The 15,595-nt window shown below is 71.9% G+C and carries 14 protein-coding genes; 3 read left to right on the top strand and 11 right to left on the bottom strand.

What is annotated here, in order from left to right; translation table 11 throughout:
* The first annotated feature begins 78 nt into the window (after positions 1-78).
* Positions 79-630, top strand: a complete 552-nt coding sequence (locus ABZ707_RS24215; protein ID WP_360178625.1) for a L,D-transpeptidase — start codon at positions 79-81, stop codon at positions 628-630.
* A 41-nt stretch (positions 631-671) separates the two neighbouring features.
* Here the strand turns inward: ABZ707_RS24215 and ABZ707_RS24210 are convergent, their stop codons facing one another.
* From ABZ707_RS24210 to glmS, 7 genes are all read right to left on the bottom strand, one after another.
* Positions 672-881 carry a hypothetical protein gene (locus ABZ707_RS24210; protein WP_360178622.1) on the bottom strand — a complete coding sequence of 70 codons (210 nt, stop codon included), beginning with the start codon at positions 879-881 and terminating at the stop codon, positions 672-674.
* Between the two features lie 137 nt (positions 882-1,018).
* On the bottom strand, positions 1,019-1,579 hold the full coding sequence (gene tsaE / locus ABZ707_RS24205; protein WP_360178619.1) for a tRNA (adenosine(37)-N6)-threonylcarbamoyltransferase complex ATPase subunit type 1 TsaE: 561 nt from the start codon (positions 1,577-1,579) through the stop codon (positions 1,019-1,021).
* Positions 1,551-2,774, bottom strand: coding sequence for an alpha/beta hydrolase (locus ABZ707_RS24200; protein ID WP_360178732.1), 1,224 nt, complete (start codon positions 2,772-2,774; stop codon positions 1,551-1,553). The genes tsaE and ABZ707_RS24200 overlap by 29 nt, the downstream gene beginning before the upstream one ends.
* Before the next feature lie 160 nt (positions 2,775-2,934).
* A complete protein-coding gene (gene alr, locus ABZ707_RS24195) occupies positions 2,935-4,119 on the bottom strand; it encodes an alanine racemase (protein ID WP_360178729.1) in 1,185 nt (394 codons plus the stop codon).
* A gap of 76 nt (positions 4,120-4,195) precedes the next feature.
* A complete protein-coding gene (locus ABZ707_RS24190; protein ID WP_360178616.1) occupies positions 4,196-5,626 on the bottom strand; it encodes an NAD(P)H-hydrate dehydratase in 1,431 nt (476 codons plus the stop codon).
* A gap of 4 nt (positions 5,627-5,630) precedes the next feature.
* Entirely contained in the window at positions 5,631-5,999 is a 369-nt protein-coding gene (locus ABZ707_RS24185) for a holo-ACP synthase (RefSeq protein WP_360178613.1), read from the bottom strand.
* A 13-nt stretch (positions 6,000-6,012) separates the two neighbouring features.
* The gene (glmS, locus tag ABZ707_RS24180) at positions 6,013-7,860 is read right to left on the bottom strand and encodes a glutamine--fructose-6-phosphate transaminase (isomerizing) (protein WP_360178610.1); all 1,848 of its coding nucleotides are present in this window, start codon (positions 7,858-7,860) and stop codon (positions 6,013-6,015) included.
* Between the two features lie 147 nt (positions 7,861-8,007).
* Here glmS and ABZ707_RS24175 point away from each other — a divergent pair, with 147 nt between their 5' ends.
* Positions 8,008-9,927, top strand: a complete 1,920-nt coding sequence (locus ABZ707_RS24175; RefSeq protein WP_360178607.1) for a hypothetical protein — start codon at positions 8,008-8,010, stop codon at positions 9,925-9,927.
* A gap of 86 nt (positions 9,928-10,013) precedes the next feature.
* On the top strand, positions 10,014-11,009 hold the full coding sequence (gene coaA / locus ABZ707_RS24170; RefSeq protein WP_360178604.1) for a type I pantothenate kinase: 996 nt from the start codon (positions 10,014-10,016) through the stop codon (positions 11,007-11,009).
* Positions 11,010-11,057: 48 nt separating this feature from the next.
* Here the strand turns inward: coaA and glmM are convergent, their stop codons facing one another.
* The 4 genes from glmM to ABZ707_RS24150 form a co-directional block, all read right to left on the bottom strand.
* Positions 11,058-12,437: a phosphoglucosamine mutase gene (glmM, locus tag ABZ707_RS24165; RefSeq protein ID WP_360178601.1), complete on the bottom strand. Its 1,380-nt coding sequence runs from the start codon at positions 12,435-12,437 to the stop codon at positions 11,058-11,060.
* Positions 12,438-12,630: 193 nt separating this feature from the next.
* A complete protein-coding gene (gene rpsI / locus ABZ707_RS24160; RefSeq protein WP_360178598.1) occupies positions 12,631-13,149 on the bottom strand; it encodes a 30S ribosomal protein S9 in 519 nt (172 codons plus the stop codon).
* A gap of 42 nt (positions 13,150-13,191) precedes the next feature.
* Complete coding sequence (gene rplM / locus ABZ707_RS24155; RefSeq protein ID WP_319680034.1) at positions 13,192-13,635, bottom strand: 50S ribosomal protein L13; 444 nt, start codon at positions 13,633-13,635, stop codon at positions 13,192-13,194.
* A 287-nt stretch (positions 13,636-13,922) separates the two neighbouring features.
* Positions 13,923-15,551 carry an ATP-binding cassette domain-containing protein gene (locus ABZ707_RS24150; protein ID WP_360178595.1) on the bottom strand — a complete coding sequence of 543 codons (1,629 nt, stop codon included), beginning with the start codon at positions 15,549-15,551 and terminating at the stop codon, positions 13,923-13,925.
* Between the last annotated feature and the right edge of the window lie 44 nt (positions 15,552-15,595).

Below are 15,595 nucleotides of genomic sequence, written 5' to 3'. Positions count from 1 at the left end.
CCGGCCATGGCTCCCGGTTCCGTCACTCTCCGGATGTTAACGTCACCACTGAGTCACACGTACGAGAGGTGGATCAAGGTGTCCTGGAGCTCCTCGGGAATCGTGGCCGGGCTCACTGCGGCGTCGCTCGCCGGGGTCGGCTTCCTCGGGTACCAGGCGGCGGCGAACATTCCGGACACCCTGAAGCCCAAAAAACCGAACGCCGGCGCCCCCGCGCACAAGCAGAGGCAGAATCCGCTGGCCCTGCCCGAGAAGTCGGGCACCGGTGAGCGGGTCGTCTACGCCCCGGCCGACCGGCGCGTATGGCTGGTCGAGCAGAAGCCGAAGCAGCAGGAGAAGGTGATCCGCACCTTCCCGGTCATGCCGAGCACGCTCAGTCCGATGCCCGGTGCGTACGCGGTGACCTCACGGACCGGAGCCGTCACGGGCTCGGACGGGGTGAGCGTCGAGCATGTGGTCCGGTTCACGACCATCGAGAACGTCGCGATCGGATTCAGCGCGGCGCTGGACGACACGATGGCGAAGCCCGACAGGACCCTGAAGACGGGCGGGGTCAGGATGAAGCGGGTCGACGGGAAGGCGATGTGGAAGTTCGCGACCGTCGGCACCCGGGTCGTGGTCGTCCCGTAAAGCGCCTTCTCGGCGGGACGCCTTCCCAGCAGGACGCCTTGTCAGGCGGCGTCGGGCCGCTGCTCCGCGCGCTCCCCCGCACGCCCTGCGGCCTCGGCGAGCGCCACCGCCGAGGGTGTCCGCGGCGGGGTGGACACGGCCGCGGCGGCGGCGCAGGACGCCAGCAGATCTCTCATGGACAGAGCGGACGGCGACGGCGGCCGGGACGACGCGGACGACTCTGTGCGCTTCTCGCGCTCTGACGCCGACATGGATGCCTCCTGGGGCTCCGGGGGCAGGCGTGGTTAGGTAGACCTAACCAGCTCTCACTACCATGTGACCATGCGCGGCACGGCACGCGCAACATTTTGCCGACGTCTTGTCGGAATACCCGGAACGACGTGCCGGATCAGCGGATCAGCGAGCCCAGATCCACGCCGGCCCACCGGCTGCCGAGCCCGGTCAGCGAGACGGTGCGGCGCCCGTGCTCCGTGTACACGGCCGGATCGGCGGCCGGACCGGCGGCCGGGGCGCCCACCGCCCGGTGGATCACGACACGCAGCCGGTCCTCCGACAGCTCCTCGACCTTGCCGTCGCCCCATTCCACGACCACCACGGAGTCCGGCAGCGAGACATCGAGGTCCAGATCCTCCATCTCGTCCAGTCCTCCGCCCAGCCGGTACGCGTCGACATGGACCAGTGCGGGACCGCCGACCAGGGACGGATGGACGCGTGCGATCACAAACGTGGGTGAGGTGACGGCGCCACGGACCCCGAGGCCCTCGCCGAGACCGCGCGTCAGGGTCGTCTTGCCCGCGCCGAGTTCGCCGCTGAGCATCACCAGGTCACCGGGGCGGAGCAGCGCGGCGAGGGCGCGGCCCAGCTCCCGCATCCGCTCGGGAGAGTCGACTGTGATCATCGGGCCGGCCGGTTCTGCGGTGTCAGCCGCCGGGCTGTGCGGTGCTTCCATACGTGCCAACGTTAGCCGCTTCGGGCACCGCGCCGACGCGTACGAGCAGGTCGGCGAGCCGGTCCGTGACGGCCTCGGGATGCTCCAGCATCACCAGGTGCCCGGCGTCCGGTACGAGCACCAGCTCCGCGTCCGGCAGCAGATCGGCGATGGCCTCGCTGTGCGAGCTGGGTGTCACCAGGTCGCGCTCGCCGGCCAGCACCAGCGACGGGACATCCAGGAAGACCGTGAGCGCCTGCGCCTTGTCGTGATCGGTGAAGGCCGGATAGAACTCCGCGACGACATCGATCGGAGTGCTCTCGATCAGCCGCTCGGCGAACCGTACGACGGCCGGGTCCACCTCCTTCGAGCTGAAGGAGTACCGCTTGATCAGACCCGCGAACAGATCGGCGGTGGCCCGCCGCCCGCGCTCGACCAGATCGGCCTGCGAGCCGAGCGCCTTGAGGACCCCGGGGAGCACCCGGCGCACGGCGTTCACGCCCGCGACCGGGAGCCCGTAGTTGACCTCGCCGAGTCTGCCGCTCGATGTGCCGACGAAGGCGACGCCGACGACCCGGTCCCGTATCAGCTCCGGATACTGGTCGGCGAGGGCCATCATCGTCATCCCGCCCATGGAGTGACCGACCAGGACGAGCGGGCCCTCGGGCGCGGCGGCGTCGATGACGGCCTTCAGGTCACGGCCGAGCTGGTCGATCGTGACGGGGACGGCGCCGGGACCGCGCTGGGCGACCCCCCGGCTGGAGCGGCCGTGGCTGCGCTGGTCCCAGTGGACGGTACGGACGAGCCCCTTCAGCGCGGCCCGCTGGAAGTGCCACGAATCCTGGCTGAGGCAGTAGCCGTGGCTGAAGACGACGGTGACGGGGGCCGGAGTCCTGCGGCCGAAGAGACGACGGCGGCGCGGGCCCGCGGCCTTGGCGGCGGCCGGTTCGCCGGGCACGCCTGCCTGCTCGGTCTCGTCCGTCTCGTAGTACAGCTCCGTGCCGTCGTCGGCGAGAGCCGTGCCGGGGGTGCCGCGCAGCGCGCCGTACGGGCCCGACGCGTCGAGCGCGAGGCGGGCCTTCCTGCGTATGCCACGGCCGACGGTCAGCCGCTCGATCGCCACACCGGCCGCCGCACCGGCCGCGATCACGCCGATCGCGGCACCGGCGATGCCCGCCCGGCGCCAGTTGCCCGCGGTGTCCGTGGCCGCCGCCATGGTGGCGACCGCCGTGTAGGCCGCCACGTCCCCCGCCGCGCTGCTCTCGCTCACCGTGCGCTCCTCGTCGTCCTGGCTTGCCTCTTCTTCCCCGTCGTGGCGGGCTTCATCCGGCCGGGCCACACCGGGAGACGTCACCCGGACGGATCAGTCAGCCTATTCAGCCGGACTGGTGATCTTCGGCCGGGCCGGTTCCGGGCCGTTCACCGAGATGGACGCGGGGAACACGGGCGCCGATGCGGGTGACGATCTCGTAGGCGATGGTGTCGGCGGCCTCGGCCCAGTCCTCGACGGTCGGCTCGCCGTGATCGCCGGGGCCGAAGAGCACGGCGGTGGAGCCCGGTTCGACGGTGTCGCCGGCGAGGTCGACGACGAACTGGTCCATCGCCACCCTGCCGGCCACCCGCCGCCGGGCGCCGCCGACCAGGACGGGCCCCCGGCCCGAGGCATGGCGCGGGATGCCGTCGGCATAGCCGAGCGGGATGAGCCCGAGGGTCGTCTCCCGGGGCGTGAGGTAGTGATGGCCGTAGCTGACGCCGTGGCCGCCGGGGACCTGCTTGACCAGGGCGACGGAGGCCGAGAGCGTCATCACGGGCCGCAGGCCGAAGTCCTGGGGGGTGCCCAGCGCGGGGCTGGGCGAGATGCCGTACATGGCGATGCCGGTCCGGACGAGATCGAAGTGCGACTCGGCGACGGTGAGCGTGGCCGGTGAGTTGGCGATGTGCCGGACCTCGGGCTCGACGCCCTGCTTCTCGGCGTACGCCAGCATCTCGTGGAAGACGTCGAGCTGGGCGGCGATGGAGGGATGACCGGGCTCGTCGGCGCAGGCGAAGTGCGACCAGAGCCCGGTGACGGTGACCTCGCCGGCGTCCTGCGCGGCGAGGGCCGCCGCGACGAGCGCGGGCCAGTCGGCGGGCTGGCAGCCGTTTCTGCCGAGGCCGGTGTCGGCCTTGAGCTGGATACGGGCCGGACGGCGTGCCTCGCGGGCGGCGGCGACCACCTCGCGCAGCGCCCACATCCCGCTGACGGACATGTCGAGATCGGCCTCGATGCCCTCCCGCCACGGGTCGCCCGGCGTCCACAGCCAGCACATCACCCTGCTGGTGATGCCCGCGGCCCGCAGCGCGAGCGCCTCCTGGGGCGTGGCGGTGCCCAGCCAGGTGGCCCCGGCGTCGAGGGCGGCACGGGCGACGGGCACCATGCCGTGCCCGTACGCGTCGGACTTCACGACACCCATCAGCGCGGTGCCGGGCCCGACCCGTGAGCGCAGCGCGCGCACATTGCCCCGCAGGGCGGCGAGATCGACTTCGGCGCGCGCCCGGAGGGCCGCCGAGGTCTGAGTCATTCCGGTCATCGCGCCCAGTCTCTCAGAGCGGCGCCCGGGGCCCGTCTCCCGCACCGGGCGGGGCTCCGCGGGCCGGTCAGCCGAGCACGTTCCGCCAGGCGTCCGGCAGCGCCAGCGCCACGTCGTGGGCCGCCACCGGCGCGCCCCCCGACGCCAGCCGGGCCGCCAGACCGTGGAGGTAGGCCGCCACCGACGCCGCGTCGCGCGGCGCCAGTCCGGTGGCCAGCAGCGAGCCCGACAGGCCCGAGAGGACATCGCCGCTGCCCGCTGTGGCGAGCCAGGGCGTGCCCGTGGGGTTCACCCGGACCGGGACAGCGGGATCCGGGTCGGCGATCAGCGTCGTCGACCCCTTCAGCAGCGCGGTCGCGCCGTACCGGGCCGCGAGCTGGCGCACCGCCGCCAGCCGCCCGGACTCCACCTGCTCACGGGGGACACCGAGCAGCGCCGCCGCCTCTCCCGCGTGCGGGGTGAGCAGCGTCGGCGCCGTACGGCCCCGGACCGTCGCCGCGTCCAGCATCCGCAGGCCGTCCGCGTCCACCAGGACGGGCACCTCCGAGGCCAGGACGTCGGCCACCCCCGGTCCGTCGCCCAGACCGGGCCCGACGGCCCACGCCTGGACCCGGCCCGCCTTCGACGGCGGGCCCTCGTGCACCAGCGTCTCCGGGAAGCGGGCGATCACCGCGCCGGTGCCGGGCCCCACGTACCGCACCGCCCCCGCGCCACCGCGCAGCGCGCCCGCCACGGCGAGCACCGCCGCGCCCGGATAGCGGGCCGATCCGGCCACGACGCCGATCACGCCCCGCCGGTACTTGTCGCTCTCCGCCGAGGGGACCGGCAGCAGCCGGGCCACATCCTCGTGCTGAAGCGCCTCCAGCTCGGGCACGGCCGGCAGATGCGGTCCCAGGCCGATGTCCACGAGCCGTACCGCGCCCGCGTACTCCCGGGCCGGATCGATCAGCAGACAGGGTTTGTACGTGCCGAACGTCACCGTCACGTCCGCGCGCAGCGCCTCCCCCTTCACCTCTCCGCTGCCGGCCTCCACACCGCTCGGGAGATCGACGGCCACGATCACCGCGTCCGACCCCCGGGCCGCCCGCGCCACCGGGACCGCGTCCGGCCGCAGCCCGCCGCGTCCGCCGATGCCGGTGATCCCGTCCAGCACCAGATCGGCGGTGGCCAGTACGGCGAACGGGTCGTCGGCGGCCCGCCCGCCCGCCGCCAGCAGTGCCCTGAGACCACCCTCATGGGTGCGTTCGGGCGCGAGCAGCACGGCGGAGACCCGGGCGCCCCTGCGCGCGAGCCGGGCCCCGGCGTAGAGGGCGTCGCCGCCGTTGTCCCCGCTCCCGGCGAGCACCACGATCCGCGCCCCGGACACCCGCCGGAGCAGATCCGCGCAGACCGCCGCGAGACCGGCGGCCGCGCGCTGCATGAGCGCGCCCTCCGGCACCCGCGCCATCAGCTCGCGCTCGGCGTTCCTCACCGTCTCCACGCTGTACGCAGTACGCATACGCTCAACCCTCCGCGATCACTACGGCGGACGCCACCCCCGCGTCGTGGCTGAGCGAGACATGCCAGCTCCGTACGCCCAGTTCCGCCGCGCGCGCCGCCACCGTCCCGCGCACCCGCAACCGCGGCTGCCCGGTCTTCTCCACGTACACCTCGGCGTCGGTCCAGTGCAGCCCGCCGGGCGCGCCCAGTGCCTTCGCCACGGCCTCCTTGGCCGCGAATCTCGCCGCCAGGGAGGCCACCCCGCGCCTCTCCCCGCTCGGCAGCAGCAACTCCCGCTCCAGGAAGAGCCGTTCGGCCAGATGCGGGGTCCGCTTCAGCGCCTCCCCGAACCGGTCGATCTCCGCGACGTCGATCCCCACCCCGATGATCACCCTTACTCCACCCTCACTCCACAGTCACGGACTTCGCCAAGTTCCTCGGCTGGTCCACCTCGTTGCCCCGCGCCGTCGCCAGCTCGCACGCGAACACCTGCAACGGCACCGTCGCGACGAGCGGCTGAAGGAGCGTCGGTGTCGCCGGGACACGGATGAGATGGTCCGCGTACGGCACCACCGCATCATCCCCCTCCTCCGCGATCACGATCGTCCGGGCTCCCCTGGCCCGGATCTCCTGGATGTTCGACACGATCTTGTCGTGCAGCACCGAGCGTCCGCGCGGCGACGGCACGACCACCACCACCGGCAGATCCTCCTCGATCAGCGCGATGGGACCGTGCTTCAGCTCGCCCGCGGCGAACCCCTCGGCGTGCATGTACGCCAGTTCCTTGAGCTTGAGCGCGCCCTCCAGGGCCACCGGATACCCGACATGCCGTCCCAGGAACAGCACGGTCCTCTTGTCCACCAGCGAGCGCGCCAGCTCCCGCACCGGCGTCATCGTCGCCAGCACCCGGTCCACCTCGCCCGCGATCCGCGACAGGTCCCTGACGACCTCCCGGATCTCGTCGCCCCAGGTGGTGCCGCGCAGTTGTCCCAGATAGAGCGCGACCAGATAACAGGCGACCAACTGGGTGAGAAACGCCTTGGTCGAGGCGACGGCCACCTCGGGACCGGCGTGCGTGTAGAGGACGGCGTCCGACTCGCGGGGAATGGTCGAGCCGTTCGTATTGCAGATGGCCAGCACCTTCGCGCCCTGCTCGCGCGCGTGCCGCAGCGCCATCAGCGTGTCCATGGTCTCGCCGGACTGCGAGATCGCGATCACCAGGGTGCGCGAGTCCAGGATCGGGTCCCGGTAGCGGAATTCGCTCGCCAGCTCCACCTCGCACGGCATCCGGGTCCAGTGCTCGATGGCGTACTTCGCGATCAGCCCGGCGTGGAACGCCGTTCCGCAGGCCACGATGGTGACCTTGCCGACCTCGCGCAGCACCGACGCGGGGATGCGCACCTCGTCGAGGGTCAGCGAGCCCTCCGCGTCGATCCGTCCGAGCAGGGTGTCCGCGACCGCCTTCGGCTGCTCGGCGATCTCCTTGAGCATGAAGTAGTCGTAGCCGCCCTTCTCGGCGGCCGACGCGTCCCAGTCCACGTGGTACGAGCGCACCACGGCCGGGGCGCCGTCGAAGCCGGTGACGGTCACCCCGTCCCGGCGCAGCTCGACCACCTGGTCCTGGCCCAGTTCGAGCGCGGAGCGCGTATGGGCGATGAACGCGGAGACGTCCGAGGCGAGGAAGGACTCGCCCTCGCCGACACCGACGACGAGCGGCGAGTTGCGGCGCGCGCCGACCACCACGTCCGGCTCGTCCGCGTGCACGGCGACCAGCGTGAAGGCGCCCGCCAGCCGCCGGCACACCTGCCGCATCGCCTCCGCGAGATCGCCGGACGCGGAGAACGCCTCGGCGAGCAGATGCGCCACGACCTCCGTGTCGGTCTCCGACTCCAGGTCGTGCCCCCGGCCGGCCAGTTCGGCCCGCAGCACCGCGAAGTTCTCGATGATGCCGTTGTGCACGACGGCGACCCGGCCCGCGTTGTCGAGATGGGGATGGGCGTTGGCGTCGGTCGGACCGCCGTGCGTGGCCCACCTGGTGTGCCCGATACCGGTGGTGCCGCTCGGCAGCGGCCGCTCCACCAGTGCTTTCTCCAGATTGACGAGCTTGCCCGCCTTCTTCGCCGCGGCCAGCCCGCCGTCGGCGAGCACCGCCACTCCGGCCGAGTCGTAGCCCCGGTACTCAAGCCGCTTGAGACCCGCGATGACGACATCCAGTGCCGACTGTCCGCCGATGTAACCCACAATTCCACACATAACGGCAGCCTACGGCGCACGAGCCCGCACTCCCCGTAACCAGAGCGCCCGATCGGATCGCGCAGCACGCCGCCCGTCGTACGGAGTGTCGAATTCATCGCCCAAAGCCTCTGGTGGCGGCCACCGCCGACCGCATTCAATGGGCCCGTGACCTTCCGTATGTTGATCACGCTGCCCCGGATGCTGCGCCACGGCGCGGCCGTGGGCGCCGACCTGCCGCCCGACGCGGCCGTGGTCCTCGATCCGCCCGCTCCGGAGCTGCGCGCGGCTCTCACCGCGGCGGCCGCGGGCGATCACGGTCCGGCCAGGGAACTGCTCGCCGCGACCCGGCTGGGCGCCGAGTGGGAGCGCCGCGGGAGCTGGGTGCCCCGCCTCGCCGAGAGCGCGCTGCACAGCCCCGGCTGGCTGGACGGCTGGCTGGCGCGGGACCCGGACAGTCCTGACGCGATGCTGGTCAAGGCGGATCTGTGTGTGCGTCAGGCCTGGGAGATACGGACCGGGGCGCGCGCGGAGGACGTACCGAAGGATCAGTTCCAGGCGTTCTTCGCGCTGCTGGACGACGCGGTGCCGGTGATCGGGGCGGCGGCCGAGCTGAATCCGGCCGATCCGGTGCCGTGGCAGGTGGCGCTGGGGCACGCGAAGGGCAGCCAGGCGCCGCGCGAGGTCTTCGACGCGTACTGGGCGGAGGCCACCGCCCGCGCCCCGCACCACTACGGCTGTCACGCGGCGGCCCTCCAGTATCTGTGCCACAAGTGGTACGGCTCGCACGAGGAGATGTTCGACCTCGCGGAACGGGCGGCGCGCGGCGCGCTGCCCGGTTCGAAACTGCACGCCCTGCCGCTGCTCGCGGCCGTCGAGTACGACGTGGTGGCGGACGCCTCGGCGGCCGGTCCGATCGCCAGGAGCAGGATCGACGCGGCGGTCGGGCGGGCCCTGGAGCTGTCCGCCGGCTACGCCCCCGGCGATCCGGAGCTGGCGCAGGTGCGCAACCATCTCGCGCTGATGCTGATCCTCGCGGGCCGGTACGACGAGGCGCTGGAGCAGTTCCGCGCCCTGGGCGCGGGGGCGACCGAGTACCCGTGGACGTATTTCGGTGACGCGCGACAGGAGTTCCTGGAATTCCGTACGGGCGTCCGGATGCGGGTGGCCTCGCGGATCCCGTTCTTCTCGGCGCCAGGACCGCCGGACACCCGGCCCGCCGACGCCGGGGCCACCGCCGTACGGGCCCGGGACGGGCACCGGGCGGCCTTCCCCGCACAGCACACGCCCCGCTCGCTGGCCCTGGTCAAGGCGCCGCCCCACAAGGTCGCGGACGCCGCCCTGCTGTGCGGGGTCCCGCTGCGGATCGCCCCGGCGCCCGGCAGCGCCTCATATGTCGAACTGGCCGCCGACGCCTCCCCCGGCCGGCGCGCCACCCTGCTCGGCGAGGAGCGGCTCACCGCCGCGGCCGACCACTTCACCACCGGCGAGCGCTGGCCCGCGCTCGTCCTGCGCAGGACCGCGGACCGGCACGGCTTCACCCTGCTGCACAGGGGCAGGAAGCTCGCCGACCACGAATGGGACCCGGCGGCCCCGGTGCCCGACCACGCGACCGCCGCCGCCACCGCCGGTGTGCTCGCCGCGGTCTACGGCATCGCCGACGCCCGGCCGCTGACCAGCCTGCTGCGCGGCTCGGACGCCCCGGGCCGCCGCCAGACTGCGCTGGCCGCGGCCCTCGGCCTGCCGCCGATCCCGCCGGGCTTCGGCGAACACGACGAGATCCTCAGCGCGCTGCCCGGCGCGCAGGTGCTCGCCCGCCGGGGCCTGTTCGCCGGTTTCGCCGGCATCAGGGACCCCCTCTCCGCCGGCCCGGTCGGCCCGCCGGCTCCCCCACCGGTCCTCCCCCGCCCCCGCCGCTGGTGGGCCCCGCGCCTGCTGGCCCTGCTGGTCTTCGTCCCCGTGACGGCCTACGCCTGGTGGTCCCCGGAGGTCGGGCGGCTGCGCGCCGTCCTCACCACCGTCGCCACGCTCTGGCTGACCACCCGGCTGACCCGCGCCTGGCGCCAGCGCCGCCGGACACCGTCCTGACGGCCCCTTCCGGCGGCCCAGGGGGACGGACGGCACGTGACCGACCACACCACCCACACCCCTCCCGCACCCACCACAATGGCTGCGTGATCACTTCGCCGCCACAGAGTCCCCCGCGCCGGGGCGAGCACGGCCCGACCCCGTACGTCGATCTCAGCAGGGCCGAGTGGAGCGCGCTGCGCGACAAGACGCCGCTGCCGCTGACCGCCGAGGAGGTCGAGCGGCTGCGCGGGCTCGGCGATGTCATCGACCTCGACGAGGTACGGGACGTCTATCTGCCGCTGTCCCGGCTGCTCAACCTCTATGTGCAGGCCACCGCCGGGCTGCGCGGCGCGCTGAACACCTTCCTCGGCGACGCGGGCAACGGCCATGGAGCGCAGCGCGGTACGCCCTTCGTCATAGGGGTCGCCGGCAGCGTCGCCGTGGGAAAGTCCACCGTCGCCCGGCTGTTGCAGGCGCTGCTGGCGCGCTGGCCCGAGCATCCCCGGGTGGAACTCGTCACCACCGACGGCTTCCTGCTGCCGATGAGAGAGCTGACGGCCCGTGGGCTGACGTCGCGCAAGGGCTTCCCCGAGTCGTACGACCGGCGGGCCCTGACCCGGTTCGTCGCCGACATCAAGGCGGGCAGGGACGAGGTGACCGCACCCGTCTACTCGCATCTCATCTACGACATCGTGCCCGGCGAACTGCTCACCGTACGGCGGCCGGACATCCTGATCGTCGAGGGGCTCAATGTCCTCCAGCCCGCGCTGCCCGGGAAGGACGGCAGGACGCGGGTCGCGCTCGCCGACTACTTCGACTTCAGCGTGTATGTCGACGCGCGCGCCGAGGACATCGAGAGCTGGTATCTCAACCGGTTCCGCACACTGCGCGAAACGGCCTTCCAGAATCCGTCCTCGTACTTCACGAAGTACACGCGGGTTTCCGAGGAGGAGGCCCTGGATTACGCCGCGACCATGTGGCGGACCATCAACAAGCCGAATCTGCTGGAGAATGTGGCGCCGACCCGGGGCCGCGCCACCCTGGTCCTGCGCAAGGGCCCCGACCACACGGTCCAGCGGCTCTCGCTGCGCAAACTCTGAGACCCGCTCGCCCGGAATCCGCTCCGGGCGAGCTCAGGACTCCGTCCGTCAGCCCAGCGCCGATTTCACGGCGTCGGCCAGCCGGCCCGCGACCGCCCTCGCCTGTTCGATGTCGGCCGCCTCGACCATGACCCGTACCACCGGCTCCGTGCCGGACGGCCGGAGCAGGACCCGGCCCGTGGCGCCCAGGTCGCGCTCGGACTCGGCGACCGCCGCGGCCAGTTCCGCCGAGGTGTTCACCCGCGACCGGTCGACGTCGGGCACATTGACCAGCACCTGGGGCAGCCGTTCCATGACCCCCGCGAGATCCGCCAGGGTACGGCCGGTGGCCGCGACCCGGGCCGCCAGCATCAGTCCCGTCAGTGTGCCGTCGCCGGTCGTCGCGTGGTCGAGGACGATGACATGGCCCGACTGCTCGCCGCCGAGGGCGTAGCCGTGCTCCTTCATCGACTCCAGGACATAACGGTCTCCGACCGCGGTCTCCACGAGGTGGATGCCCTCGCGCTCCATCGCGATCTTGAAGCCGAGATTGGACATGACCGTCCCGACCACCGCGTTGCCGCGCAGCGTGCCCGCCTCGCGCATCGCCAGGGCCAGCACCGCGAGGATCTGGTCGCCGTCGACCTCGTTGCCCGCCGCGTCCACGGCGAGGCAGCGGTCCGCGTCGCCGTCGTGCGCGATGCCCAGGTCGGCGCCGTGCTCGACGACCGCGGCCATCAGCAGATCCAGGTGGGTGGAGCCGCAGCCGTCGTTGATGTTGAGGCCGTCCGGCTCCGCGCCGATCGTGATCACCTCGGCGCCGGCCCGCGCGAACGCCTCGGGCGAGACCCGGGCCGCCGCGCCGTGCGCCTCGTCGAGAACGACCTTGAGCCCGTCGAGCCGGTTCGGCAGCACTCCGATGAGATGCGCCACGTACTGGTCGAACCCCTCGTCGTACACCCGGACCCGGCCGACGCCCGCGCCGGTCGGCCGCTCCCAGGGGGTCCCGCGGTGCGCCGCGCTCTCCGGGAAGGCGGTCTCCAGATACGCGGCCTCGATCCGGTCCTCCAGCTCGTCGGCGAGCTTGTGACCACCGCGCGCGAAGAACTTGATGCCGTTGTCGGGCATGGCGTTGTGGCTCGCGGAGAGCATCACGCCGAGGTCGGCGCCGAGCGCGCCGGTCAGATAGGCCACGGCCGGGGTGGGCAGCACCCCGACGCGCAGGACGTCCACACCCGCGCTCGCCAGGCCCGCGACCACCGCGGCTTCCAGGAACTCGCCGGACGCACGGGGATCGCGTCCGACCACAGCCGTGGGCCGATGCCCCTCGAACGTCCCCACCTCGGCGAGCACGTGCGCCGCCGCGACCGACAGACCGAGCGCCAGCTCCGCCGTCAGATCAGCGTTGGCGACACCGCGCACGCCGTCCGTGCCGAAGAGTCGTCCCACAGCTCTCCCTCCGAAAACGCCCGGGGCTCAATCCGCCCCGAACGAAAAAATGTGCCGAAAATCCAAACCCTTGAGCGTCTGATGCTGTTATACGCCTAATCGGGACCATAAAACGAACGCCCCGGCAGCACGGAGTGCCGCCGGGGCGTTCGTTTGCAGTAGAGGCGTAAAGCCCATACCGGCCAGCGAGCGATTAGCGCTTGCTGTACTGCGGGGCCTTACGGGCCTTCTTCAGACCGGCCTTCTTACGCTCGACGGCGCGGTCGTCGCGGCTCAGGAAGCCGGCCTTCTTCAGCGGGGCGCGGTTGTTGTCCACGTCCGCCTCGTTCAGCGCACGGGCCACACCGAGACGCAGCGCGCCGGCCTGGCCGGAGACGCCGCCACCCGCGATACGGGCGATGACGTCGTAGCGGTTGTCAAGTTCGAGCACCTTGAAGGGCTCGTTGACTTCCTGCTGGTGCACCTTGTTGGGGAAGTAGTCCTCAAGGGTGCGACCGTTGATCTTCCACTTGCCGGTGCCCGGAACGATCCGGACGCGGGCGATGGCGTTCTTGCGGCGGCCCAGGCCGGCGGCCGGCTGCGGGTCGCCGAAGCGGGACGCCAGGGACTCGGAGGTGTACTCGCCCTCGACAGGGGTCTCGGACTCGAAAGTCGTCACCTCGGCGAAGGTCTCTTCGCCCTCGACGGGGGTCTCAACAGTGGTCTCGGCCACGATGCTCCTCAGATTTCTTTTCGTCTTAGGGGGTGGCCGGAATTACTGCGCGACCTGGGTGATCTCGAACGGGACCGGCTGCTGAGCAGCGTGCGGGTGCTGGTCGCCCGCGTAGATCTTCAGCTTCGAGAGCATCTGGCGGCCCAGGGTGTTCTTGGGGATCATGCCCTTGATGGCCTTCTCGACGGCCTTCTCGGGGTTCTTGGCCAGCAGCTCGTCATAGCGGACGGAACGCAGACCACCCGGGTAGCCGGAGTGGCGGTACGCCATCTTCTGCGTGCGCTTGTTGCCGGACAGGTGCACCTTGTCCGCGTTGATGATGATGACGAAGTCACCAGTGTCGACGTGGGGCGCGTAGATCGGCTTGTGCTTACCGCGCAGAAGGTTGGCGGCGGTGGTCGCGAGACGGCCCAGGACGATGTCCTGCGCGTCGATGACGTGCCACTGACGCGTCACATCGCCGGGCTTGGGGCTGTACGTACGCACGGTCGTAGCCTTCGCTTCTTCAGTAATGGGGTCTCCTCCGGCCCGCGAGGGGCCTGGAGGACGGGTCCTGACAAGGCCACCCGGACGATCACGACAGCCCTGGCTGACATACGGGGACGCAACCCGCTGTCTGCCGCTGGTCATCGGCCCGGTGGACCGGCGTAAGGGCCCATCACGTGAGAATGAACAAGCCAATACGCATAACGAACCAGCAGAATACCCGGGCTCCCCCACCTGGGTCAAAACGCCTCCGGCCCGGGGAACCGTCCCGCCGCGAACGAGCGATTCTAACGCGCGCGCACCACGCGCCGCTCGTCCCACACCGGCTCCGGCGTCTCCCGGACGACCCCGTCCGAGCCGAACACCAGATACCGGTCGAAGGAGCGGGCGAACCAGCGGTCGTGGGTGACCGCCAGCACCGTGCCCTCGTACGCCTCCAGCCCCTCCTGGAGCGCCTCCGCCGACTCCAGGTCCAGGTTGTCCGTCGGCTCGTCCAGCAGCAGCGCGGTGGTGCCGCGCAGCTCCAGCAGCAGGATCTGGAAACGCGCCTGCTGGCCGCCCGACAGCTTCTCGAAGGGCTGGTCGCCCTGGCGCTCCAGCTCGTAGCGGCGCAGCACGCTCATCGCCCCGCCCCGGTCCTTGGCGTGCTCCGTCCACAGGATGTCGACGAGGGACCGTCCGAGCAGCTCGGGATGGGCGTGCGTCTGCGCGAAGTGGCCCGGCACGACCCGCGCGCCCAGCTTCCACGCGCCCTCGTGGCGGACGTCCTCCCCGGCCAGCAGCCGCAGGAAGTGCGACTTGCCGGAGCCGTTCGACCCGAGGACCGCCACCCGCTCGCCGTAGTAGATCTCCAGCGAGAACGGCTTCATCAGGCCGGTCAGCTCCAGATTCTCGCAGGTCACGGCCCGCACACCGGTACGCCCGCCGCGCAGCCGCATGGTGATCTCCTGCTCACGCGGCGGCTCCGGCGGCGGCCCCGCGTCCTCGAACTTCTTGAAGCGCGTCTGCATCGCCCGGTAGCGCGAGGCCATGTCGGGGCTGATCGCCGCCTGCTGCCGCAGCCGGTGGACCAGCGCCTTCAGCCGGGCGTGCTCCTCGTCCCAGCGCCGCTTCAGCTCCTCGAAGCGCGCGAAGCGCTCCTTGCGCGCCGCGTGGTAGGTACCGAATCCGCCGCCGTGCACCCAGACGTCGGAACCGGCCGGGCTCGGCTCCACACTGACGATCTTCTCGGCCGCCCTGGCCAGCAGTTCCCGGTCGTGCGAGACGAAGAGGACCGTCTTACGGGTCTCCTTCAGCCGTTCCTCCAGCCACCGCTTGCCCGGCACGTCCAGATAGTTGTCCGGCTCGTCGAGCAGCAGCACCTCGTCGGGCCCGCGCAGCAGCGCCTCCAGCACCAGCCGCTTCTGCTCGCCGCCACTGAGCGTGCGCAGCTCACGCCACTGCGCCTTCTCGTACGGCACCCCGAGCGCCGCCGTGGTGCACATGTCCCAGACCGTCTCCGCCTCGTAACCGCGCGCCTCCGCCCAGTCGCTCAGCGCCTGCGCGTACCGCATCTGCGCGGCCTCGTCGTCGACGGTCATGATCCCGTGCTCGGCGTCGTCGACGGCGGCCGCGGCCTGCCGGATACGCGGCTGCGCGACCGAGACCAGCAGGTCACGGACCGTACGCTCGTCACGCACCGACCCCACGAACTGCGCCATCACACCGAGCCCGCCGCTGACCGTCACCGTGCCGCCGTGCGGCTGGAGCTCCCCGGCGATCAGCCGCAGCAGAGTGGTCTTGCCCGCGCCGTTGGCCCCAACCAGCGCGACGACCGCGCCCTCTCCCACCCGGAAGGAGGCGTCGCCGAGCAGCACCCGTCCGTCGGGGAGGTAGTACTCCAGGTGCGCGGCCTCTAGATGTCCCATGCCCCGCATTGTCGGTGCAGGCGGCCCGGGAGCCCAATCCTTTTACCCCCCGC

The organism is Streptomyces sp. NPDC006923, from assembly GCF_040635655.1.
Taxonomy (GTDB): domain Bacteria; phylum Actinomycetota; class Actinomycetes; order Streptomycetales; family Streptomycetaceae; genus Streptomyces.
The sequence above is the reverse complement of the archived record's forward strand: the minus strand, read 5'-3'. Positions and strand labels throughout refer to the sequence as shown.